At 32.2% G+C, this 24668-nt stretch carries 19 protein-coding genes; 3 read left to right on the top strand and 16 right to left on the bottom strand.

Going from position 1 to position 24668, the window contains the following annotated elements; genetic code table 11:
* Window positions 1–53: 53 nt before the first annotated feature.
* From AC3WVA_RS16575 to AC3WVA_RS16510, 14 genes are all read right to left on the bottom strand, one after another.
* Window positions 54–695: a nucleotide excision repair endonuclease gene (locus AC3WVA_RS16575; protein WP_492322044.1), complete on the bottom strand. Its 642-nt coding sequence runs from the start codon at window positions 693–695 to the stop codon at window positions 54–56.
* A gap of 165 nt (window positions 696–860) precedes the next feature.
* Window positions 861–2276, bottom strand: a complete 1416-nt coding sequence (locus AC3WVA_RS16570) for an amino acid permease (RefSeq protein WP_098521627.1) — start codon at window positions 2274–2276, stop codon at window positions 861–863.
* Between the two features lie 273 nt (window positions 2277–2549).
* Window positions 2550–3902 carry a branched-chain amino acid transport system II carrier protein BrnQ5 gene (gene brnQ5 / locus AC3WVA_RS16565; RefSeq protein WP_098346707.1) on the bottom strand — a complete coding sequence of 451 codons (1353 nt, stop codon included), beginning with the start codon at window positions 3900–3902 and terminating at the stop codon, window positions 2550–2552.
* A gap of 199 nt (window positions 3903–4101) precedes the next feature.
* Window positions 4102–4920, bottom strand: coding sequence for a pyrroline-5-carboxylate reductase (proC, locus tag AC3WVA_RS16560; protein WP_098521629.1), 819 nt, complete (start codon window positions 4918–4920; stop codon window positions 4102–4104).
* Window positions 4921–5235: 315 nt separating this feature from the next.
* A complete protein-coding gene (locus AC3WVA_RS16555) occupies window positions 5236–5586 on the bottom strand; it encodes a DoxX family protein (protein ID WP_098346709.1) in 351 nt (116 codons plus the stop codon).
* A 164-nt stretch (window positions 5587–5750) separates the two neighbouring features.
* The gene (locus AC3WVA_RS16550; protein WP_098346710.1) at window positions 5751–6995 is read right to left on the bottom strand and encodes an NAD(P)-dependent malic enzyme; all 1245 of its coding nucleotides are present in this window, start codon (window positions 6993–6995) and stop codon (window positions 5751–5753) included.
* A gap of 107 nt (window positions 6996–7102) precedes the next feature.
* Window positions 7103–8095, bottom strand: a complete 993-nt coding sequence (locus AC3WVA_RS16545; protein WP_098346711.1) for a DUF4046 domain-containing protein — start codon at window positions 8093–8095, stop codon at window positions 7103–7105.
* A gap of 224 nt (window positions 8096–8319) precedes the next feature.
* Entirely contained in the window at window positions 8320–9513 is a 1194-nt protein-coding gene (locus AC3WVA_RS16540) for a Ger(x)C family spore germination protein (protein WP_098346712.1), read from the bottom strand.
* The gene (locus AC3WVA_RS16535; RefSeq protein WP_098346713.1) at window positions 9510–10601 is read right to left on the bottom strand and encodes a spore germination protein; all 1092 of its coding nucleotides are present in this window, start codon (window positions 10599–10601) and stop codon (window positions 9510–9512) included. Before AC3WVA_RS16535 ends, AC3WVA_RS16540 begins: the two co-directional genes overlap by 4 nt.
* 26 nt (window positions 10602–10627) lie before the next feature.
* A complete protein-coding gene (locus tag AC3WVA_RS16530) occupies window positions 10628–12202 on the bottom strand; it encodes a spore germination protein (protein ID WP_141539705.1) in 1575 nt (524 codons plus the stop codon).
* Between the two features lie 679 nt (window positions 12203–12881).
* Window positions 12882–13826, bottom strand: coding sequence for a response regulator (locus AC3WVA_RS16525; RefSeq protein WP_098346714.1), 945 nt, complete (start codon window positions 13824–13826; stop codon window positions 12882–12884).
* A 4-nt stretch (window positions 13827–13830) separates the two neighbouring features.
* Window positions 13831–15147 (bottom strand): ATP-binding protein, encoded by a 1317-nt coding sequence (locus AC3WVA_RS16520; RefSeq protein WP_098346715.1) that lies wholly within the window; start codon window positions 15145–15147, stop codon window positions 13831–13833.
* 231 nt (window positions 15148–15378) lie between these two features.
* On the bottom strand, window positions 15379–16359 hold the full coding sequence (gene glsA, locus AC3WVA_RS16515) for a glutaminase GlsA (RefSeq protein WP_098346716.1): 981 nt from the start codon (window positions 16357–16359) through the stop codon (window positions 15379–15381).
* A gap of 124 nt (window positions 16360–16483) precedes the next feature.
* The gene (locus tag AC3WVA_RS16510; RefSeq protein WP_098346717.1) at window positions 16484–17908 is read right to left on the bottom strand and encodes an alanine/glycine:cation symporter family protein; all 1425 of its coding nucleotides are present in this window, start codon (window positions 17906–17908) and stop codon (window positions 16484–16486) included.
* Window positions 17909–18767: 859 nt separating this feature from the next.
* Here AC3WVA_RS16510 and AC3WVA_RS16505 point away from each other — a divergent pair.
* Window positions 18768–19919 (top strand): anion transporter, encoded by a 1152-nt coding sequence (locus AC3WVA_RS16505; RefSeq protein WP_098346718.1) that lies wholly within the window; start codon window positions 18768–18770, stop codon window positions 19917–19919.
* A 231-nt stretch (window positions 19920–20150) separates the two neighbouring features.
* Here AC3WVA_RS16505 and AC3WVA_RS16500 read toward each other — a convergent pair whose 3' ends face one another.
* Window positions 20151–20924 carry a hypothetical protein gene (locus AC3WVA_RS16500; protein ID WP_098346719.1) on the bottom strand — a complete coding sequence of 258 codons (774 nt, stop codon included), beginning with the start codon at window positions 20922–20924 and terminating at the stop codon, window positions 20151–20153.
* 127 nt (window positions 20925–21051) lie between these two features.
* On the opposite strand from AC3WVA_RS16500, the gene AC3WVA_RS16495 reads away from it, so the two are divergent.
* Together AC3WVA_RS16495 and AC3WVA_RS16490 are read left to right on the top strand one after the other, a co-directional pair.
* A complete protein-coding gene (locus AC3WVA_RS16495; RefSeq protein WP_001009604.1) occupies window positions 21052–21579 on the top strand; it encodes a matrixin family metalloprotease in 528 nt (175 codons plus the stop codon).
* A 23-nt stretch (window positions 21580–21602) separates the two neighbouring features.
* The gene (locus AC3WVA_RS16490; protein ID WP_000949362.1) at window positions 21603–22376 is read left to right on the top strand and encodes a hypothetical protein; all 774 of its coding nucleotides are present in this window, start codon (window positions 21603–21605) and stop codon (window positions 22374–22376) included.
* 654 nt (window positions 22377–23030) lie between these two features.
* Here AC3WVA_RS16490 and AC3WVA_RS16485 read toward each other — a convergent pair.
* On the bottom strand, window positions 23031–24254 hold the full coding sequence (locus AC3WVA_RS16485; RefSeq protein WP_492322043.1) for a serine hydrolase domain-containing protein: 1224 nt from the start codon (window positions 24252–24254) through the stop codon (window positions 23031–23033).
* Window positions 24255–24668: the final 414 nt, after the last annotated feature.

Genomic DNA, 24668 nt, shown 5'->3' with positions numbered 1-24668 from the left:
TGTACATTACATTTCAATATAACAATAAAAGCTACAAATTTACTATTTTAAATTTAAGTGTTTAACCTTGAAGTACTTAAATTCTTTTTTCCAGATAAAGCATACATTATATCTTGATGTTTTATTGTCCTCTTATAATTATGTGGTATCGGGAATTTATTTCGGTGTTCTTTTATTATAATTAAAGTTTGAAGTTCTATGCTCAATACTTTTGCGAGAACATGATAGTTATATCCATTGTTTAACAGAGAAATTATGTCATAAAACATAGTTTTTCCACCCACTAATTTTACTAATTTATTCTTTAACTCCTCCCCTTTTTCTTTAGCTTCATCAATTTCTAACAACATAGATTTTTTATTTGTCTGCTTAATGTATTGAGTATACAACTCTGGGAATTCTTTTTGTACTTCTTTGTTTAATACTGGTTTATATTTAATCATATAAGTAACTTGTAACAATGAGCGTTTTAACAAACTATCTTCAATGAAATACGCTACTTTATTAAATAAATGTACATATTCCTCAATATTGGAATAACTATTAAAATGAGCTAATACTCTACTTTTTATACTAAAAGCCTTGCCTACATAAATAATATTGTCATTATAATCTTTAATGAAATAAATACCACTGTCAGATTTTTTTAATTTATTATCCAATTCTTCTATACTCATAAAATGCAATTCACTCATACTTCTCTCTCCTTAGCAGTTTTAAACCGTAAAAAACAAGCAAGGTTTCTAAAAAAGTACTTAGCTGCCCTAGCATCTGTTATTTTATCTCTTGCTAAATGTCAAAAAACTGTTTCTATGTTGCTCAACTATCAATACGATTATTAATAAAATTTTCTATCGTTATTATCTCGCAATTTTATTATGTAATTTCGAGATCGTTTCCTCATTTAAATTACTGTGTTTTATCGAATAAAGGAAATATATTACTGCCCCAATAGTAAACCAAATACTAAAGTACACCCATGTCCTTAACGGTAAATTTAGCATTAAAAACAAACAACATACAATTGAAACGCTTGGTAATATAGGTACAAAAGGTACCATAAATCCACGTTTTAAATTTGGGTGTGATTTACGGAGAATAATAACTGATAGACAAACTAACGCAAACGTCACCAAACTACCGATATTAACTAAATTAACCAATTCTTTTAAATCAATAAACCCAGCTATTATAGAGCTCCCTATTCCTGCCAATCCAGTTATAAAAGTGGGTGCTCCAGTTTTCTTATTAACTTTCGCAAATGATTTCGGTAACAATCCATCACGACTCATTGCAAAGAATACTCGTGTTGCCGCATACATATTAGAAAAAATAACAGCCATAAGGCCAATTACAGCACCTGCAGCAATTGCACCAGCGACTTTTCCTTGTCCTACCACTTCCATTACATAAGCCATTGCCTCAGGGACATTTAATTCTTTATAGGAAACCATTCCTGTCATAACAAGGCATACGGTAACATAAATAATTGTACATATGATTAATGATGCAATAATACCGATGGGAAGATTACGTTTCGGATCTTTTACTTCTTCTGCTGAAGTTGCTAATATATCGAAACCCGTGAAAGCGAATAAAATAGCTGCTCCACCCGTAAAAACCCCACTTAAACCGTATGGTGCAATTGGTATCCAGTTCATTGGTTTTACATAGAATATACCAACTGTAATAAACAACAGAATCATTCCAATTTTAATCAATACCATTATATTATTGATTCGTTTACTTTCCCTCGTACCACGGGATAACATCCATGCTAATATCAATGTAATGATTACTGCTGGTAGATTCACAATACCACCATGTGAAGGGATCGTTACTAGAGCTTTAGGTATCTCTAATCCAAATCCCTTTATTAAATTGTGGAAATAGCCTGTCCATCCAGCAGCGACAGCCGCTGTTGCCACGATATATATTAACAGCAATGACCAACCTACTAGATGAGCAACAAACTCACCAATTGTTGCATATGAGTACGTATATACACTACCAGACGCCGGGATTGTAGAAGCAATTTCCGCGTAACATAATGCTATAAATCCACATATAATTGCTGCAAGTATAAATGAAAAAACAACTGCTGGACCAGCATCTCTTGCTGCTACTAATCCAGTTAACACAAGAACCCCCGTTCCAATTATCGAGCCTACCCCTAACATAATTAAATCAAATGCTCCTAATGTTTTCGTTAAGGCCTTACTTTGATTATGCTCCAACAATTGTGTAACGGATTTCTTTTTTAATAACTTACTCATATTCTCTGTATCCCCTTTAAAATAAGGTTTGCTCTTCTCATTATTGTTGTATATAAATTTACTTAGTTATTACATAGTCTTATAATATTTCTTTTACGTTAAATAAATTTGAAACATTCTATTTTTTTCTTTCCTCCACTGTTCAACAAACATCAGCTATAATGTGTTATAGCTAATTCAATTTACCTCCAAAGATATAAATAAAAAATTTTTTCATTTCAAAGAGATAATTAGTTTTGTATGCCCGATAATGGTATGATAAACAAAAATAATTTATTTATTTAATTGAGTTTCACTAGAACTTAAGGTATTTTTCTTCCGTAATACACTAACAATATACCCACATACACCGCCTATAATAGCTGGAAATCCCCACCCTAAACCTACACTATATAAAGGAAGAAAGTGCTCAAAAAAATTATGGATTATTTCGCTTTCTATTCCAGCAGCTTTTAATCCATCTAACGAACTAAAAATAAATGTCAATATCAAACTCCCTTGATATACTTCAAATCTACCATTGAATACAGAGTGTAAAAATGTTAGAAATATTAAGGTAATAGCAATTGGATACATAGTTATTAATACAGGGATTGAAATCTTAATTAATTGTGTTAACCCTATATTCGCAACTAGTGTACTGAAAACAGACAAAATAATAGCAAGTTTTTTGTAAGAAATCTTTGGAAATAATTTATGAAAAAAAGAAGAACAAGCGGTGATAAGTCCTACGCTTGTGATTAAACATGCTACTATAATCATTACACCTAAGAAAATTGCACCATACGAACCAAAGTAATAGTCCGAAACTTTTGCTAAAACTTCAGCCCCATTATTTAAACGACCTAGTTTTTCTACACTAGAAGCGCCCATATAGGAAAGGGCAGTATAGATAAGAGCTAAGAGTGTAGCAGCAATAGTCGTTGCTTTTACACAAACAATCATAAGCTGCTTTTTAGTAGTAGCCCCTTTTTCTCTAATTGCATTCACAATAATAATTCCGAAAACAAAAGCTCCAAGAGCGTCTAATGTTAAATACCCTTCTTGAAAACCTTTAAAAAATGCATCTGATGCATACACTTCACTAGGTGCCTGAATTCTTCCAATTGGGTGAATAAAAGCAACAACTACGAGCATCCCAATAACAATCAATTTGATAGGAGTCAAAACTTTTCCAACTATATCAACAAGTTTTGTAGGATTAAGGGATAATAAGCATGTAACTGTGAAAAATAAAATTGTAAATACGGTTAATGCAACAGGACCTGCATCATTTGATAAAAACGGTTTAATTCCAATTTCAAATGATACAGTTCCAGATCTAGGGATGGCATAAAAGGGACCAATCGCTAGATAGAGAACGATCGCAAATACAATACCAAACACCGGATGTACACGACTAGCTAAAGATCGCAAATCACTTTTACCTGAAAAGACAAATGCTGTTATTGCTAACAATGGTAAACCAACTCCAGTAACTAAAAAGCCTGCATTGGCTATCCATACATTATTTCCAGCCATTTGACCAAGCATAGGTGGAAAAATTAAATTTCCTGCTCCAAAAAACAATGCAAACAGCATCAATCCTATAATAATGATAAAAGAAGTAGGAACTTTATTTGACATAACAACTCCTCCGATTATACATTTGTATACGCTTTTTATTTTTCCTATAATTTATATATTAATCTATTCAATTCTATCCTAGAGCACCATTGCGAAAGGCAATTTTATGCCCCGCTCTCTATAAGAGAATAGCAACAAGCTTTTAATTTAAATAATAGCTTACATTAATGGATATGAAGTTACGCCTAAACAAATCTTCTCACTTACTAGTTAAACGAGACATTTCCATAGATTTTTTCGTACAACGTTTCATAGCTGAAATGATAGCTGTTCTTAAACCTTTTTCTTCTAATGTTGCTACAGCTTCTATCGTCGTTCCCCCTGGAGAACAAACCATATCCTTCAATTCACCTGGATGTATTCCCGTTTCCAATACCATTTTTGCAGAACCTAATACAGCCTGAGCCGCAAATTTATAAGCTTGTTTTCTCTGCATACCGCCAAGTACAGCAGCATCTGCCATGGCTTCTATAAACATATACACATATGCTGGAGAAGAACCACTAATAGATGTAACAACATCCATTAGTTTTTCATTTACGACCTCCGTCTGGCCGAAACTATTAAATATATTTAGTACCTCTTTTATATCTTTTTCTGTAACCATTTCATTAAAAGATAATGCAGACATTCCTTCCCCAACAAGTACCGGTGTATTCGGCATTACTCTAATAACCTTTAACTTTCTATCAAATTCATTCTCAGTGCTCTTAATACTTTTTCCTGCAGCAATAGTTACAACAATTACATCATTTTTTATTTGGTTTTTTATTTGGTTAATTACCGATGTGTATAAGTCTGGTTTAATTGATAAAATTAAAATGTCGGCACTGTTAGCAACTTCATTATTGTTAGTAGTTATAGTTATGCCATATTTATCACTAGCATTTTTTAAATTACTGACGTTTAAATCTGAACAAATTATTTGATTTGGAGACACTATATTTTTATTAATCATCCCACCTATCATAGCAATACCCATGTTTCCACATCCGATAAATCCTATTTGTTTATTCATAATAATTTGATCTTGCTCCTTCTATTCTAAACTTTATTGATTTTGAAATTATTATTCTAAGTTAGGGCTATTACAATTACTGGGTTTATCAATAGAATTTAAAAATTCTCCTTCCTATAATGAGTTATGTTTTCGTATGTACTTTACAAGCATGCATTTTAAAAAATGAAGAGACTTTCTATTCATAGAACTATTAAAAACAAGAGTAACATGGTGATAATTTTTCGGAATTAATATTCTTTAACTATTCACCATTTTAAATAGAGCTTACATATTCCTCTAATAATTACTTATTTCCAAAATTTATAGTTAAGCTTAAGAAAATGTATTTAAATTCCAAATAATTATCGCCGTAGATAGTATGAAACAAAGTAATGCAGGGATTACCATTAAAATAGATTGCTTTGCTCGAAACATATGAGCATGAATAGCTCCGACCATGAGTACTGCTAATAATATATTTGCTCCTAGCGCTAAGTATTGATTCCAAATACCACCGATTATTCCTATTGCTCCAATAATTTCAATAAAACCAATTATAGACATAAACCATAATGGATATTGATATTGTTGCCAATGTTCTACCTGAAAAGATATACGAAAAATTTTTATGAATCCCCCTACTACAATAAAAATTGCTAAAACTACCTGAAGAACAATCATCATTTAAACTCGCTCCTTTTAAGACTTTGTTATTTGCCATGCTTCACAAGGAATAAATATATGCGTTTTACAAATATCAGAAAGGGAGATATACATAATTTAACTTTTTATACGCTAAGAACTAAGTAGATAACCTTTACTACATAATATTTTCTTAAGAAAAATATTTATTTTAATATATTTGCCTCTTTTGTTAACCTGAATAGATTGTTTTTAATTTCAGACATGCTGATATTTTTTCTTGAAACACCGGTTTCCACTGCAGCACGTGCGACAGCATATGCTACATGTGGCACCACCCTAGGATCAAACGGATTCGGAATGACATAGTTGACATGAAGCTCTTCTTCTGAAATTAACTCAGCTATTGCATAAACAGCTGCTAGCTTCATTTCTTCATTAATTTCTTTTGCTTGTACATCTAAAGCTCCACGAAAAACTCCGGGGAAAGCTAGTACATTATTTACTTGATTAGGAAAATCAGAACGTCCTGTACCAACTACTAGTGCTCCTGCTATTTTTGCTTTATTAGGCATAATTTCAGGTGTAGGGTTAGCCAAGGCAAAAATAATAGGATTATGATTCATAGAACGAATCATATCCTCATCAACTACATCTGCAGCTGATACTCCAATAAATACATCAGCATCAATAAGGGCCTCTGCTAATGTTCCCCGCTTCTGTTCTATATTTGTAATACGAGCTATTTCTTCTTTAAGCGCATTCATTCCAATAGGTCGCTGTTCATATATTATCCCTTTTGTGTCACACAAAATAACATTTTTTACATGCATATGAAGTAACAGCTTAACAATCGCTATCCCAGCAGCACCAGCACCATTTACAACGATTTGCACATTTTCAATTTTTTTATTTGTTAACTTAAGTGCATTAATTAGGCCAGCAATCGTTACAATAGCTGTACCGTGTTGATCATCATGGAAAACAGGAATATCACAAGATTTTCTTAGGCGCTCCTCAATTTCAAAGCATTGAGGTGCTGCAATATCTTCTAAGTTTATCCCACCAAAATTTGGTTCTAATAATTTAACAACTTCAACAATCTTATCCGGATTATTAGTGTTTAAACAAATAGGAAAAGCATCGATCTCAGCAAATGATTTGAAAAGTAAAGCTTTTCCCTCCATCACTGGCATAGCTGCTTTAGGTCCAATATTCCCAAGACCTAATACTGCAGTTCCATCGGATATAACTCCAACTAGATTCCCTTTCATTGTATAATCATATAATTTGCTTTCATCTTTATAAATCTCTAAGCATGGCTCAGCAACACCTGGTGAGTAAGCGAGACTTAAATCTGTTGAATTTTGTACTTTAACTTTAGAATAAACACCAATCTTCCCCTGTTTTTCTTTATGCATTTTTAATGCTTCATCTCGTAAAAGTGACATATAATTTCGCTCCTATAATTAAGTTAAGAATTAATTAAATCAATATTTTATTAACTCTATATTAAACTTGATATTGTATGATATAAGTAAGACTTCTAATATACTCATTATTTATTTTTATAACCTTTTAACATATCTTTTGCATAACGATTGGGGTATAAAGTATTTAACATATTGTATGGACTTCCCTTCCAATATCTTCTTAATGGTGTCCATAACTTATGTTTAATTAACCATCTTTGTGTGTACATAGATAGTAATTGCTCCTCTGTTAGTTTTTCCTTTTCTTCAATAGTCCACTTCAGCGCCTCTAATGCTTTTTTTTCAGTCCAAAATCCGGTAGGTGTGAATTTATATTCCCATTCTTTATTTTGACCAGGATATAATTCATTGATCATAGAGTATGGACTGTTATTCCAGAATATTTGACAAGGAGAAATTAATTTATGAATAGTAAGCCATTTTACACTGTAAACTTGTAATAATTGAAAAGAAGTTAATTTTTCTTTTTCTTCAATAGTCCACCTTAATGCTACCAATGCTTTTTCTTTAGTCCAAAACTTGTTAGGAGTTATACTAAATTCCCACTCTTTAAATTTATTAGGATATAAAGAATTTATCATTGCATAAGGGCTACCATTCCAATACATAACTAATGGTGCACTGAGTTTATTTTTCTCTAACCATTTTTTACTATAGAATTTGAGTAGTTCTACTTTACTTAGCTTTTCTTTTTCTTCGACAGTCCATTTTAATGCTTCAAGAGCTTTTTCTTTAGTCCAAAAATTTAATGGTGCCATACCAAACTCCCACTCTTTAAATCTATTAGGATATAAGTCTTCAATCATCTTATAGGGACTGTTATCATAACCATGTTTGAGTGCGCCGAGTAATCGATATTTTATAATTAAAGGGGTATTCCATTTTTGTTTAATATCCTCTTCATTCCATTTTAAAATTGTTTCAATTAAATATTTTGTAACCCTTTTAGATAGCTCTCTATTGCTATCTTCTTTCCATGTATTCGGTGGAAACCTACTTCTTTTACCATCTAATATTTCTTGATAGATTTCTTCTATTTGCACTGCTTTCGCTTGCACTTCAAACTCCCTCCCATTCAAGACATATAACGATTCCTCTTTCCTAACGTTAAATAGTAACTATTGTGATCTACTTTTATAACGCAAAAGAAACGTATAGGGTAAAATCATTTCTTTAATTTATAATAAGAAGGACATAAAAAAACAAAAAGTTACAAAAATTTTTAAATTAAATTTTTTGTAACTTTTTGTTTTTGTGTAAATATAAGGTCAATTAAGACGTCTCACCGTTTTAAACTTGACGCTCCATAATCTTGTATAGTTACATTTATATGATATTTAATCGGTACCTTACTAAATGTTCGATCCCAATCTTTTTTGACTTCCTCCCATGTTCTCGGGTGTTTAATTCTTAATTGGTTGCCAAAACCCGCAATATCGACTTGATATTCTTTTTGTATTTTTTTTGTAACATGATGTACTAAGTGCTTTACTTCATTTTCAATAGCTTTTTCTTCCCTTTTTAAAAATTCATTTTCAAAATCTTTTCCTGATTGCACCCAATTTTCAGATAAACGTCCTTCTGATTCAATGTTTACATCAAAGGAAATATTATTTCCTTTAACATGTGGTATGATTTTGCTTTTTATTGACTTTATTTCGTATATAATGAGTTTCTTTGATTCTTTATCAAAAGTTTTTACCACACCACCATTCCTTTTTCCGTTTATCCATACTACTCCTTCCAATTCCTGTTCATTTAAAAAGCCCATCAATTTTTTTGTCTTCCCTTTAATTACAGCAGCTCCTGCAAATTTTGTTTCCCCATTCATCGAGATTACATTTTGCAAAAGAAAACTGGACCCTGACCGCATCTTTCCTTCTAATTTAGCGAGCGATACAGGAACCAAAATCCTTGTTGTTCTATTTCTATTATCTGCAATTCCAGACAAACGAAATGCTGGGATTTCTCCTTTTTTGTTTGATTCCAGTACCTCCTTCGCTAGCCCCTTGCTAATTAAGATCATAGAGCTCAGCCGAACTTCATTGTCACGGAGATACTGTTCAAGTAATTGTTCTAAACTGTATGTACGTACAAGACTATCACTAATAACAATGTTTTTTAAATGCGGGCTGAACATTTCGCTCTCTCTTTTCAATGAAAGCTCCCGAACAATTTGATGAATGGAATCACCGGTCTCAGAAACATTTATATACCGTTTCTGTTGTCCGTTTCCTTTACTTTGTGCTTGCGAACTAACAATTTGATAAGTAGCTGTTATAAGATTTCTTTTAGGATATCCTCCTTCCTCATCCTCTTTCTCAATTGTTGAATCCTTCCCTTTATCTAGTGCTATACCTGCAGTTAAACTCAACTCTTCTACTTCTTTACTGCTCCAACATCCTGTTAAAAATAGGAGCACAAGCATCGATAACAAAGCCAAATAGAACCGCATATAATTAAATTTCGTTTTCACACTATTTCTCCTTTTAATCGCTTAATAATAAGAAGGAGCAGTGGCAGTAAACCAAATAAAAATATAGCAGCATTACCGAGTATATCCCCCAATTTAAGCAAATGATTTATATTTTTCGAAGTCATAGCAATGATGTAAATGATTGGAATCAAAGCAAAAATAAACGGATGAATACTCTTTTTAAAGAGTTGCGCTAATCCTAATGCAGCTGCATAATAACTAATCGTATAGGTAGCAAATATTTGCATAATCCATATTACAAGTAGTAAAGATTCAAAACGTTCAAATATCAAACCAGAAATTTCAAAACTGCGCATAAGGTCAATTGTCGGCCATGTTCTTGTTACAACCCCATCAATTGATAATGCACCGATGACCATTACAACAGTTATTACATAAAAGATTAACGGAATAGAAATTCCAACTAAAATAGCTTTTACTGCTTTATTTCGTTGTTCCATAAACACCAAAAGAATTAACATAATTTCAGGACCTGTATATGCGAGAGACGTTGTTTTTATCCCATCTAACACTGGTTTAATCCCAAAACCCAATACGGGACGGAGATTATCTATCTCAAATATTCCGATACTCATAAAGGAAATGACTAAAAAAATAAAAACAGTAATAGGGAATATTATTTCAAACATCCGTGCAATTGAGTTAATACCACTCATAATCAAATAGAGACCTATCCACATAAAAGGCATAATAATAGCCCATGTAGGAGTTCCTTCGAGCAAAAAAAAGCTTATTACTTCTGCCATTGAACGAATTTGAAAAGCTGAGGTTGTAAGAAAATAACCTATAATAAGAAAACTAAGTAACCTGCCTATCCATTTCCCTACAATTTCTTGACTGTATTGATAAAAGGTTTTATCTGGGAATCCTTGACTTAATTTGACCATGATTACTCCTGAAACCATTGCGAGTATTCCACCTAATATCACACTTAGCCATACATCTGGTGTTTTCACTTTTTCCACAGATGCTCTGGGCAGAGTGAGGATTCCTGTTCCGAGTATGTAATTTACAATAATAACAACTGCTTGCGAAGTTGTTATTCGGTCTTGGGATTTAGTAATCACTGAAGGCCACTTCCTTTCGTCATCAGCTACTTTTTGCGAATAGTTTTTTTAGTATGCATTATTTTTGGTCTACGTCTCATTATTTTTAATGGCATGCGAACCATAAAATCTTTCCAGTCACTAAATCGATACGGAACAGCAGGGCTAGTATAAGGAACGCCAAAACTTTTCAGTTTCACTAAATGACTGCAAAGTAAAAGAAAGAAGAGAATAACTCCATACAAGCCAAATATCGCAGCACAAAACATAGCTACAAAACGAAGAATGCGTAACGTAATTCCCACACTATATTGTGGGATAGTAAAAGAAGAAATAGCTGTTACCGCAACAACGATAACCATTATTGGGCTAACGATTCCTGCTTCTACGGCAGCCTGACCAATTATTAAACCGCCCACAATTCCCATTGCAGGTCCAATCGGTTTAGGCAGACGTAAACCTGCTTCTCGTAAAACTTCGATAGCTACTTCCATAATCAACGCTTCGATTAAAGCGGGAAAAGGAACCCCTTCTCGCGACCCGATAATAGAAATAGCGAGCTTAGTGGGAATTAATCCTGGATGAAATGAAATAAAAGAAATATACAGTGCTGGAGCAAATAATGAAACAAAAGCTGTCATGAAGCGTAATAAGCGGAGAAGCGTACCAGGAATCCACCGTTCATAATAATCTTCTGGTGATTGCAGCAGCATACTAAATGTAACTGGAGCAATTAAAACAAATGGTGTTCCATCTAACAAAATAGCTACTCGGCCTTCCATCAAAGCACTAATAACACGATCAGGTCGTTCTGTATTTTGAATCTGCGGGAAAGGACTGAGATAATTATCTTCAATAAGTTGCTCTATATAACCAGATTCGAGTACACTATCTATGTCAATTTTCTGAATTCTGTTTTTTATTTCTTCCACCAATTCTGTACTAGCAAGATCTTTAATAAATGCGACAACTAGCTCTTTCTTTGCACGCTCTCCTACTGGTAGCTTTACTAATGATAAGTTTTCATCCGCACAATGCCGTCGCAAAAGTGAGGTATTGTCACTTAATACTTCAGTAAACCCCACCCGTGGACCTCTGACTAATGCCTCCGATACTGGTTCTTCCATGTTTCGTTTATTTGCTTTTGTTGTACCAAGAATAAACACATCTGCTAAACCATCAATTAAAAGAGCTGTTGAACCTATCAATACTTTGGATATCACATCTTTTATGTAATGGACTTCTGCTACTTCACTAATTGTAAGAATTTTATTTTTAATATATTCTTTTGAAACAGTCCCCTCCACATAAGAAGATTCATTTTTATATTCGTCAGAAAAATCATCCATTAGTAATTTCATAATATGTTTGTCAATGATCTCTTTATCTGATAGACCATCAACAAAAATGATCCCAGCTTGAATATCTGTGCGTCCAATATTAAACTTCCGAAAGCGAACATCAGAATTATGTCCGATTTGTTGCTTTATAAGTTCTAAGTTAGAGGCAAAATCATTCGTGAAATGAACAGTTGTATTTTGAAAAGGTTTATGCTCTTGTTTCGTTTTACTTTGAATATTATTTTTTTTCACTTGTTTGTCTCTTGACTTCCACCAACTCATTCTTCCCACTCTTTCTCTGACATACGAACCCAATGAAAAAATCTTGAGATAGTATACGGAATTAAAAATAAGATAAAAGCTTGTACAAAGACTTTCCAATCCGGAAGATAAGAAGTAATTATGTTCCACATTTTTATCACCTAATTTATATACTCTGCTAGGATTGAGACTTCTAAAGAACGGTATGTACTTAATAAAAAATAACTATAAGATTAAAGAGCAGAAAAGCAAAACATTATGCTTATTTAGTACCAATAACCTAATTAGTATAAAAACATTTCTGACCTAAAATACCATTTCCAATTATAATTTGTTAGATATTATCTCCTTTTCCTTTATTTATATGCCCGCATTTGAATTTAAAATAATATAAGTATCAATGATATTTCCTCTTAAAGAAAAAAGATGCTAGAAGATAGCATCTTTTTTTAAATTCAACTTACTATGTATTTATATTTTATTTTGGAAATACTCGTTTTTTAAATGAATATTAATGTGTAAAAGATACATATTCTTTTGTTCTAAGTTAGAACATTTCTACCAAATCGATACGGAATTTTCTGATTTTAAAACCAATATGAAATAAAGGAAAATACTCTCTTAGAAAAACTATATAAAACAAATAACTTTAAAACAACTATCAATCTATTAATTGAAAGTAATAATGAGCAAGAGTTTATCATCTTAATTCCAAGTGTATTCGTTTTGCTTCAAAATAAAGAACTTGAATAAATTTTTTCGTATCAATACGAGCAGGTACTGTTGGTTCATTATTCAATTCTGTCATCTTTCTCCTTACGGTAGTAAAATCAAAAAATCTAGAAGCATAATTTTCGAACTTCGGGTTTAAAAAATCAGTAAGTCCAAGGGATGCTAAATGGTTTAATGATTGATAAATTGCTCTCCGAATCCGTTGTTTGGAAGCTTCTATGAACCTTTTTAATTCGGTATCTTCAGCTGAATCCCCAAGTTTTTTTTGAGCTAAATTCATAAAAATCTCTTTTAGTGAGGGAAAACCTTGTTCCAACGTGTTATCTTGTTCATATTTATATAAATAATCTAGCATATCCATTAAATCTTTACTTCCACTTTCACTGGCTATTCCTAATTCAGACAAAAGAAAATGAATGGAATTTTGAAAATGATTAAAAGTATTTAAATGTTTTTCATTACGGTATTTTTCTTGCGCACTTGAATTACTATCCAATTTTAGTACCGTATTAAGCGATTCTTGAATGTTTTTTATCGATTTTTCCAAACGAATTCTTTCAATGACTTTACGAACAACTGTTAATACTTCAATCCGGTTAATTGGCTTAATAATATAGTATTCAACGCCAAGCGAATAAGCTTCAGCAATTAATTCTTTTGATTCTACTTGAGAGACCATGATGATTTTCCCTTTAAACGAAGGCTTTATTTGACGAATTGTTTTTATTCCATCTTGAATCGGCATTAACAAATCGATAAATAAAATATCTATATTTTTAAGGATTGGCATGTATTGCTCTAAAGATAAACCATCCTCAGCTTCTCCTATAACCTCTCCAAGATCTTCATCCTCGATAATTTGAGCCAACATTGAGCGAACCGCTTTTTCATCATCTACTATATAAAAATACATAGAATCACCCTTTCGAAATTATATGATCATTCCCTAATCTAATTATAAAAATTGATCCTTTTCCTTCGGTTCTGTCCTCAAGCGTAACATCACCTTCAAGTTGTTCGACCATTTCTTTAACATACGATAGTCCGATGCCTGTCGATGGATTGCCTAAATCATCATATTTAGAAGTAAAACCAGGCTCAAAAATTGAATCTTTATATTTTGAAGAAATACCTGGACCGTTATCTCCTATTCGAAATTCAACGAAATGATGGTCTTTATTAATGTCAATTGTAATGGTTCCCATACTTTGGATAGCCTCTACAGCGTTTGTCACGATATTATTTACAATAGATAAGATTGTATAAATATGATAATGAGGATGCACACCATCAATTTTATACACAAATCGGATGTCTTTCTCTAGCAACCGTGCATATTTCGTATTGGCCCGTATAATGATGTTTACTAGTTCATGTACAGACATATAATCTGTAAAACTTTCATCAGAAATTAGTTTTGAAAGCCCCGCAAAAATACGTTGATTATCTTTTTTAACGTCATGGACCTCACCAGCAATTTGTAATGCCTGTTGCCTTAAATCCTGAAGCTGAAAATCCATCTGTTTACGCTCAAAAGAATCTAAGGTTTTATATAAATCATAGGATTTTTTTGTTATATTCTCAGCATCTTGTAATGTTTTTTTTAAATGAACAGCATCTTCATATAAATTAGAGATGAGCATGAGCATGTGTTCATTTTGCTTCTTTATATGTCTCTCCCTTGATTGCGCTTCATACAATTTCATCATATTGAAAAAGCTTAGAACTATAAAACTATGGGAACATGCGATAACAATAATCTCATTTATTGCCTCGGATGTGATCGATGTTTTTAATACGAAATATTGAATCATTAATTCCACACAGTCTGACAATATTTCAATAATACAACCAATCAAACCAATCATTAGTGGTTGATGATAAAAACGTTTGATTTTTGCTAAATGAAAGAGATACGAATACGTAAAATAAAAGAAAAAACTAGGATAGTGAGTATGAAAAGCGGCTAACCAATCCATATTTCCCTTTATAATAACATCCATTGAGATACGAAATACTACAACGACTATTGCTGTTAAAAAACCCGGTAAAAATGCTGGAACTCGTCGAAACAATAACAAAAAAAAGAAAAATGTTGGTGCACCAAAGCTCATTCTAAATGTTTCGTTTAAGGGAAATGACTTTATTTCACCTACTAAGGGTACTGTAAGTATCATTAAAACGAGAATATAAATGTCTTTTTTTACTAAATTACTAAGATTCAAAATAATCACTTCTCACTTTCGCCTAACAGTCAGTATACAAACCTATTTGCATTAATACAATACTTACTCTATTTTTTCAAAACTGATAAATAAGATATAAACGAAAGCATTACAGATTGTGAGTATTCATTACACTCCTCTACTTTAGAAAGATACTTTATAACTCAAAAATGTTCAGACGCAATATAAGGTCTGAACACTTTTGGACTCGCTCTAACATCAAAATATCTGTGCTCCTTTTTAAAATATACTTAAATCCCATTCTTTTGCAATATGTTCTAACAACATAACTCCTGGTAAACTATTCCCATATTCATCAATGGCTGGTCCGTAAATACCAATACCACATCCATCTTGGAACGATAAATCCTTCCTAGATTTTGAGGGAACAAGTGTCATAATTCCGCCGGATACCCCACTCTTAGCTGGTAATCCAATGAAAGCAGCAAATTTTCCAGAAGCATTGTACATTCCACAAGTAAGCATTAAAGCTTTTGTTAACCTAGCTACTTCTTTAGGCAGCACTTGTTCTTTGCGAATAGGATGATATCCATCATGTGCTAGTATAAGCCCTATTAAGGCAATATCTTCTGTATTTATTTCAATCGAACATTGTTTTAGGTAAACCTCTAATGTCTCCTCCACATCTGATTCTAGAAAACCATTCTCCTTTAAATAGTATGCTAAAGCTCTATTACGATGAGCCGTTTCCCATTCTGATTGAAATACTATTTCGTTAATAGCAGGACGCTTCTCTATCATTTTTTCAATTAATACGTATAGAGATTCTAATTTTTCTTGCACCGATGTTCCTGGCAAAAGTGAAGCTATCGTAATCGCTCCAGCATTAATCATAGGATTAAAAGGTTTTCCCGGTTTATGTATCTCTAAACGAATAATTGAATTGAAGGCATCTCCAGTTGGCTCTACGTCAACTCGTTCTAATACATAAGAAATACCGCGACTTAAACAAGCGGCTATAAAACCGATTACTTTTGATATACTTTGTAATGTGAAAGGTATCTCCCAATCTCCTGACTTTATCATTGTTCCATCTGGCTTTACTATACAAATACCTAACTGCGATACATTTATTTCCCCCAGAGCGGGAATATAACTGGCGCTTCGTCCCTTAGCTGCATACGTTCGATAATGAGCTACCCATTGATCTAAGCAAATTTTTTCTTGACCCTCAATTTGAACGATAGAATCCTTTATCATTTAACAATATTCCCCCGTACTATTAACTTTATATAGAATAATTTTTTCTTTCATATCATCGATAATATTTGCACTAGAACCAAGAAAGATATTCAGACATATTGCAGTCTGAATATCTTTCTTATTACACACTTTTCTTTTTTGAAGTTTCCTCATAACTATCCCAACATTCAATATTTTCAAGCCCTTTAATGTTTTCTTTATAAAAAATAGGATCTTTACCAGCTTTTTTCTGGTTTATATAATCTTGTAACGCCGCAAATGCTACTTTTGAAAGTAAGGTAATAGCAATTAAATTAATAATAACCATAAAGCCCATAAATAAGTCCGCTAAATCCCATACAATTTGAATCTTTGCAACAGAACCAAATACAATCATAGCCAACACGCTTATTCTGTATATGATTAACCACACTTTACTTGTATGTAAGAAGCGAATATTTGTTTCACCATAATAATAGTTGCCAATTAACGCACCAAATCCAAATAAAAAAACAAAGATAGCAAGACAACCCGATGCCCATGAACCGATGTGTTCACTTAATGCTGCTTGTGTCAGTGCAATACCATTTAACCCCGGTTGTTTATATGCATCAGAAAGCAAAATGATAAAGGCAGTGCTAGTACAAATGATCAGTGTATCCGTTAATACACCAAATGCTTGAATCAGTCCTTGTTTCACCGGATGACTTGTTGTTGCTGTTGCTGCAACGTTTGGTGCACTTCCCATACCAGCTTCATTTGAAAATAAACCACGTTTAACTCCATTCATAAGTGCTGCACCAATTGAACCTCCTGCTATTTGTTTAAATCCAAATGCGTTTTGAACAATAAGAGAAAGAACTTCCGGCATTTTTGATATGTTCGTAACTACAACAAATAATGCAACTCCAATGTATAATACCGCTAAAAATACCACTTTGTATTCAGCCATTTTTGCAATACGTTGTACACCACCAAAGATAATCGCAGCGAAAGCAACGGCCATGATTATCCCGACTGTTAGACGATCTGTACCAAATGCGTTTTGAAAAGCAATTGTAACTGTATTTGATTGTACTGAATTGAATACAAGACCAAAAGTGATTGTAATTAAAATAGAGAATAATACTCCCATCCAACGTTTATTCAACCCTTTTTCCATATAATAGGATGGACCACCGCGGAAGCCAGTTTTATCTTTTACTTTATATATCTGTGCTAATGTGCTTTCAACAAAACTGGATGCCGAGCTAATAATAGAAATAATCCACATCCAAAATACAGCTCCAGGACCTCCTAATGCAATTGCAATTGCAATTCCTGTAATATTCCCTGTTCCAACGCGAGCTGCCATACCAATACAAAACGCTTGAAAAGGAGAGATTTGATCTTTAGAACCACTTTTTCCCTCCATTAATACACGGACCATCTCTTTTAACATTCGAAACTGTACAAAATTCAATTTAAATGTAAAATAAATTCCGCAAATAACAAGCATAATAATTAACAATTTAGACCATAAAAAATCATTCGTTGATCCGACTAAATCTACAAAAAACCTTTCCATATTATCACTCCATACCAAAAATTTATCTATCATAATCTATATAAAATCACCTATATTCCCTGGCATAAATACCACATTCATATTCAAATACAACAAGGATAAAAATTTTCTATATGAATAGAGTTGGCCTGTTTAAGCAAACGTCACAACATGTAACTGTAAAACTGGAATTTTGAAGAACTTAACGTTTATACACACGGTGCTCTATCCCCTTCTGTAAAACTAATATTCTTATCCACTAATGTTGTTGTACTATTATGTTTGTTTCGTTTACCGGTGATTTACATGTAAATCATAATAATCAATAGTGATTAATTGGTTTTTTGTTAAATTTCTCAAGAACATGGAAATATCTCCTTTCTCACTATTAATCTCAAAAATAGGCTAGGTAAAAAATTCACAGAAAAACTATGAAGCGCTTTCAATCTTAAACTAAGGGAACCTTGCCTTTAATTTATAATTAAAAGTACAGAATGTTACGAAAAAGTACAGATTTTTATAAAAACAAAAAATATTTTAAGGTTTTTTCAGCTAAAAAACAGTGAGATTTTGTGAATTTTATACAGTATCCAAACGTCGCGGATTCCGTTCTACCTAACCTTTGACAAGCCTCTATTTTCTTCATAAAAACATGCATACTTTTTCTCTTTTAGAACTTCATATAAAGTATTTGAAATCAAGAATCGATAGGATATTATAAGAATATTTTAAAAATAAAACATTTAATTTATTTATGGTATCATACAAAAAACATTTGTTTTCTCAATTAATCCCCTAGTGAGATTTGTTGAATATCTATTATTAAATGTATATTTCCTTTGCGTTTCATTCTACTAACATAGATTACAGGTGGTGTATTGTGAAAGAAATAGTATTCGTTCAAAATAAAAAAAGACTCCTTATGAAATTCGAATTTTTAAAAAAGGATATAGTACTTACCATTTCACTGATACTAGCAATTGTAAGTTGCATAATATATTCGCCAAAGATTGAATATATTAACTTTGAAGTGTTAATTAGCTTATTTAATCTAATGGTGGCCATTAAGGCCTTTGAACAGCTAAAGATATTAGACAAACTTGCCGTTGCCATTTTAAATAAATGCAATAACAGCAGATCAATATCTATTATTCTAATTTTGTTATGCTTTATTTGCTCCATGTTTGTAACAAATGATGTCGCTCTCCTCACTTTTGTGCCAATAACACTTGTCATTAGTAAAAAAACACAAATGAACATGATGGATACAATCATCCTGCAAACAATTGCGGCAAACATCGGTAGTAGCTTGATGCCTATGGGAAACCCACAAAATTTATACTTATATTCTTACTATGGAATTAAGCTCATCCCATTTTTAGGTTCAATCCTGCTTTTAGCTGTACTTGGAATTAGTTTGTTATTTATATTTACTCAAAAACTTCAAAAAACAGATTTGAAAATAGAACTACCTGTTATTACCGTGAAGAATCGAAAAAAAGCTACCATCTGGATTTTAATACTTATCACTATCATTGCATCTATTTTTGGTGTCATTAATTATTACATTGCGCTAATTGTCACATTGGTGGCAGCATTTACGTTAGATAGAAACTTACTATTTAAGATCGATTACTTTCTTCTAATAACCTTTGTCTGTTTTTTTATTTTTATTGGAAACATTTCCCATTCTGATGCGCTGGAGACATTTGCTCGCGCTAATTTAAGAGGAGATACTTCAGTCTTCTTTAGTTCCATATTTTTGAGTCAATTGATTAGCAATTTTCCTACTTCAATTCTTCTATCAAACTTTACTTCTGATTGGAAAGCTTTATTACTAGGAGTAAATATTGGAGGGCTTGGAACAATTATCGCATCTTTAGCCAGTGTAATTTCCTATAAACTATTCACTCAAGCCAATGGTAAAGAGAGTAAAGCGTATTTAATTAAATTTAGCATTTACAACTTTTCATTTTTAATCATACTTACATGTATACAATACTTTATCTTTAAATTTCTAAAAATTTTTTAAAAAATTGATCACTTTAGAAAAACCCAAATATCTCAGCATTAAATTGAGAAATTTGGGTTTTAATATAGGTATGTTCACTATTTTGAGATGTTTCCAAAGCGAAACTCTTTTAGCTTTTACGTTATTTATTAGAATTCGGTTCATTTTTTATGCACTCAGTTATATAATAAATGACTGAATTTATAGGGTAATAACTTTCAATTAATAATAGAAATATAGCTTATTACAATGTTATTTCATTTTTGAAGTCCTCTTCACAAAATCCTTAATGTCCCTCAATTTTTTTCCGCTAATGTTATCTTTGATCGTTGAATCTATGTCATTTTCAATAAAAAAAGTTTTATTCTTAACCTTTGTTTCAAATTTATATTTATTTTTATCCCAATTTATTAGATTGCTCTTTAAGTGTGCAATATTTCTTAAATCAAATTCAATCATAAAAGGTTCTAAAGCTGGATAAAAATGTCCAAGTTTATTATTTTCTTTTAAAAAAACTATATATGTCTCCTCGGATTTTGGTTTTATATACAATGGATCTTTATTTTCTACTTTTTTAGTAAACACTTTCGTAGCACCTTTCAGAATGATTCCATTTTTATCAATGATTTCATTACTTTCCTCTAATACGAGATTTTCTGAATATCTATGATTTATTAAGATTTCATTCTTTACATAGTCCCCTTTTAAGATTTCTTTGACATGAAAACTAAACAAATGGCCTTCAACATCTTCACTTTGAATCTCATGTGATGAACTGTTTGCCATATTCCATTTAGAGTATAAGCCGTCATATTCACCTAGTACAATTACGTCTGCTTCTTCAACCATTTCGCTTAAATGATTTGTAGTTTTGAATGTCTTATTTAATACTATAGTTTCAGAATTCGATGACACGCTAGACACTCCTGCCACATCTATACTGGACCAAATTGTTTTACCAATAATAATTAAAAAAGTAAATATGAATAAACATAGACACCATTTCATTGCTTTATATTTATACATTATAATAAAGTCTCCCTAAATTATATTTTCTCAATACAAAATATTCTAAATGTTAATTAAATATTAATCCAAAAGAAGAGAATGGTGCTATAATTCTCTTGTTAAAAATAATCTTTGGAGGGATAATATGAATTTTAAAAAAGGGATTACTGCATTTTTATTAGGTACTGTGTTTGTTTTTTCAAGCGTTGGCGTTTCAGAGGCTTATGTAAAAGAAGGATGGAAGCTGCCTTCAAAATCAGCTACATATAAATGGGGAGACAGATTAGACGATGGTTCAAGTATCATCAAATCTGGTTGGCAAGCTGCCGATTCAGCCTGGTACACTGCTTCTCGTATTAATTTTACAGTTTCTGCTTCTTCTGTGAACACATTAAACTCTTGGTTTGAAAGTTCCTCTACTTATTATGGAAGAATGAAGACATCTTATAATACATCCACTAAAAAAGTAACGAAATTTGCTGGTGATATTAACGCAGGTAATACAAATATTACAAAATCAAATGTTGCTAAAAGTACAGGAGTCCATGAGTTTGGTCATGCAATAGGAATAGGTCACAACAGTGGTACTTCAATTATGAACAGCAATCGTAATCGTACTACTATGCATGTCCCTCAAACTGACGATAAAAATGGTGTAAATGCAATCTATTAACAGAAAAAGGAGATGATTTCTTAATGTTAAGTAAAAAAGCAAAAACTATGGTAATTGCAATACCTTTGGCTACAGTAATTGGTTTGGGAGGATATTCAGCATTTAATAGTCACTTCTCCCCTGTTGCTGAAGAAGATAAGAATACCGAAACTGTTATTCTCAGTAAAGATTTCCCTGCAACAAGTGATTTAAATCAAATGATTAATGAAGCAGATCTAGTTGTAATCGGTGAATATGAAGGTCTTGACTCTAAGTGGAATATGGCACGTAATCCAAGTAATCCATCGGAAGAGGACAAAGAAAATTACGTTGAAGGACATCTATATAATTTCAACATTTCCGAAACAATTAAAGGTGTGAATGAAAATAAACAAATAAAAATCAATCATCGTTTCGCTGAAACTGTAAAACTTGAAGATTCTAATGCAGTTGTTGCACCAGATGGCACAGTTACAAAAAAGGCTACTAAGATAACTACTAAAGAGGTGCAAAATAAGGATCCTTTATATATCGAACCTATGGTTAATAAAAAATATATGATGTTTTTGAAGAAGGATCAATTATTTGGTAACTACTACGGAGCAATTGAACCATTCGCAATTACCTTTGATGAAAATAACAAAGCAGACCTTCAGACAAACATAGAAACTATTAATGAAAGTAAAATGTCTTCCAAAGCACAACTTGCAGGAAAAACAATTGTATTAAAAAATGAAATACATGAAACTATTACTGACAATATTAGCGGTAAGACCCTTGATGAATTAAAAGAACAAGTAAAACAAAAAAACAAGTAATAATTATAACTTATATTAATTTTCCCTATTTCATAAGATAATTAAAATTAATTTATAACTGTTATTACAGATTAAAGAAAAATCATTTTTTTCACCCAAAAGCAAAGCAACTGCCTATCAATTTTTTTAGTAGGCAGTTGTTCAATTATTAAAATAAAGTACCATACTGTTTAATTAAATACTATTTCCAAAACAAAAAAGTAAAGGTTTTCAATTCACTTGAGCTTTCTTGTCTCTAATTCATATATTCTTCTAAATTTATTTTTTGTATATCCCCCCAAAAAAATCCTACATAGCGCATGTACCAACATTCATCCGCATAACTAGTTACATTCTCCTTTTTCTATTGTTAATAGCTTCACAATAAAAGCTGTTAAACGGAAAAAGTGCGAAGTCTTAAATTAGACTTCGCACCTTATATAAATTTACAATTAGTGACAATACCCATAAAAATACAACATATAATAATCACTCATTATATGTGTTGCTCTTTTAATCGGCCAATGTATAAACCAATCCTTTTACTTAGCCATCTCTCATGATTGGTTTGATTGTTTCTACATACTTCATCCCCTATATCTATACTCATTTCAAGCGGTAATCCATTCCGATTGAAATTACAAATGAAAAAATTTTTTCGTTTTTCCTTGTTGCCTACTTGCTAAATTCAGCAAGTAAAATATCTTTAAAAAATTCCGGATTATTAATGTTTAAACTGTTCGCATTGATAGCAAATATATGTTTTCCTCCAAGTGTTCCACCAACAAAAGTGGAAAACCCTGGAACGGCACCCCTATGTCCCCATATCGAAACACCGTTCGGAAGTTTAATTTCAAGAATTCCAAGGCCATATCTAGTTCCCTCTCTTTCTGTAGGAACTGTAGTAAGCATTTGTTTTAGTTGCTGTTCCTTCAGTATTTTGCCACTGAGTAAGTAAGAGAAGAATTTGTTTAAGTCGTCAGCATTAGAAATTATATCTCCATCCGAGCTACCTGGGTTAATATAAGTAACGTCTTTTAGCTCACTCGCTCCGTCTAGTTGCAAATAGCCACGGGCATGCTTAGTGCCTGGAATCACGCTTGAATTGCCAGGTAGGAATGTATTTGACAAATCAAGCGGTTCAATGATCCGATTTTCAACCTCTTCCGCATAGCTGTTTCCTGTTACTCTTTCGATAAGGATTCCTAGTATTACGTATCCTGTATTTGAATAAGACCAACCCTTCCCTGGAGCGAAGTCTGGTGGAAGAGAAATCCCCATCTTTACAAATTCTTCAGCCGTATACGATTTTTTTATATCCGTAATATCAAAGTCTTTTGAATTTATATAGTCAGCAATACCACTTGTATGATTCAATAGTTGCCGGATCGTAATCTGGTTACCATCATATCCGTTTCCTTGAATGACACCAGGCAACCATTTTTCAATGGGGTCGTCTAAATTCAAACGGTTCTCTCCAGATAATTGAAGTAGAACTGTTGCAATGAACGTTTTCGTCACACTGCCAATGCGAAAGCGAAAATCTGCTTTCATTGGTTTCTTAGTTTTCAGATCCGCTACCCCAGCTGTATAACTCCAAGTTTTACCCCCCTTAGAAATTTTAGCGAGTATTCCTGGGTATCCAAGTTGCAGTTCATCTCGCATTGCTTTCTTAACGGAAGTACGATCGCTTTGCGTACTTGTTTGTAACGAACTAGATACATTTTGCGCGGGTTCTGCTTTTACAACTGATGTTGGTGTTATGTATAACAGGGAACTTCCACCTATTAAAAGTGCTAGACTTGCACATGTAATTTTACTGCGTGTTTTCATAAAAAATTCCTCTCTTCTATTAAAATTGTATAGATAGTTGATAGCAGTGTCATATACGAGCCACACAGCTATCCATTCTCCCAATGATGAAAAGGCAACAATACATTTGCAATCATTGTACTCATTATTTTCACAAAACACTCTTGTTACTGATTGTTTTATATGTAGGCCGTACTTATTCCCCCTTCACGCCTCCTCATATTTTTATCTTACACAATGAAAATCTCTTTTTCCTTACCTATCCCTTACGAATTCCTTACATTCGAAATCGTTTCTATAATGATAGGATTGAAGTAGCATCTGTGCCCGAAAACGCAAAAAAACACCGATGTCGCTTCGGTGTTTTTTGCGTTTTAAATATTGAATATTCTTTTTTCTCTTAATAAGTTACATTGCTGATTTTTTCTAATATGATTATTTTTCTTGCTATATAACAAAATTTCATAGCGCTATATGAAACATTTATCACTTTATCATTAA

This window comes from Bacillus sp. EB106-04-02-XG92 (assembly GCF_058791995.1).
This window is presented reverse-complemented; position numbering and strand designations above follow the sequence as displayed.

What these genes read in the sequence shown, in the direction of transcription:
- AC3WVA_RS16575 (WP_492322044.1), bottom strand. Translation starts at nt 695, where the DNA reads ATGAGTGAATTGCATTTTATGAGTATAGAAGAATTGGATAATAAATTA.
- AC3WVA_RS16570 (WP_098521627.1), bottom strand. Translation starts at nt 2,276, where the DNA reads ATGAGTAAGTTATTAAAAAAGAAATCCGTTACACAATTGTTGGAGCAT.
- brnQ5 (WP_098346707.1), bottom strand. Translation starts at nt 3,902, where the DNA reads ATGTCAAATAAAGTTCCTACTTCTTTTATCATTATTATAGGATTGATG.
- proC (WP_098521629.1), bottom strand. Translation starts at nt 4,920, where the DNA reads ATGAATAAACAAATAGGATTTATCGGATGTGGAAACATGGGTATTGCT.
- AC3WVA_RS16555 (WP_098346709.1), bottom strand. Translation starts at nt 5,586, where the DNA reads ATGATGATTGTTCTTCAGGTAGTTTTAGCAATTTTTATTGTAGTAGGG.
- AC3WVA_RS16550 (WP_098346710.1), bottom strand. Translation starts at nt 6,995, where the DNA reads ATGTCACTTTTACGAGATGAAGCATTAAAAATGCATAAAGAAAAACAG.
- AC3WVA_RS16530 (WP_141539705.1), bottom strand. Translation starts at nt 12,202, where the DNA reads ATGAGTTGGTGGAAGTCAAGAGACAAACAAGTGAAAAAAAATAATATT.
- AC3WVA_RS16525 (WP_098346714.1), bottom strand. Translation starts at nt 13,826, where the DNA reads ATGTATTTTTATATAGTAGATGATGAAAAAGCGGTTCGCTCAATGTTG.
- glsA (WP_098346716.1), bottom strand. Translation starts at nt 16,359, where the DNA reads ATGATAAAGGATTCTATCGTTCAAATTGAGGGTCAAGAAAAAATTTGC.
- AC3WVA_RS16510 (WP_098346717.1), bottom strand. Translation starts at nt 17,908, where the DNA reads ATGGAAAGGTTTTTTGTAGATTTAGTCGGATCAACGAATGATTTTTTA.
- AC3WVA_RS16500 (WP_098346719.1), bottom strand. Translation starts at nt 20,924, where the DNA reads ATGTATAAATATAAAGCAATGAAATGGTGTCTATGTTTATTCATATTT.
- AC3WVA_RS16495 (WP_001009604.1), top strand. Translation starts at nt 21,052, where the DNA reads ATGAATTTTAAAAAAGGGATTACTGCATTTTTATTAGGTACTGTGTTT.
- AC3WVA_RS16490 (WP_000949362.1), top strand. Translation starts at nt 21,603, where the DNA reads ATGTTAAGTAAAAAAGCAAAAACTATGGTAATTGCAATACCTTTGGCT.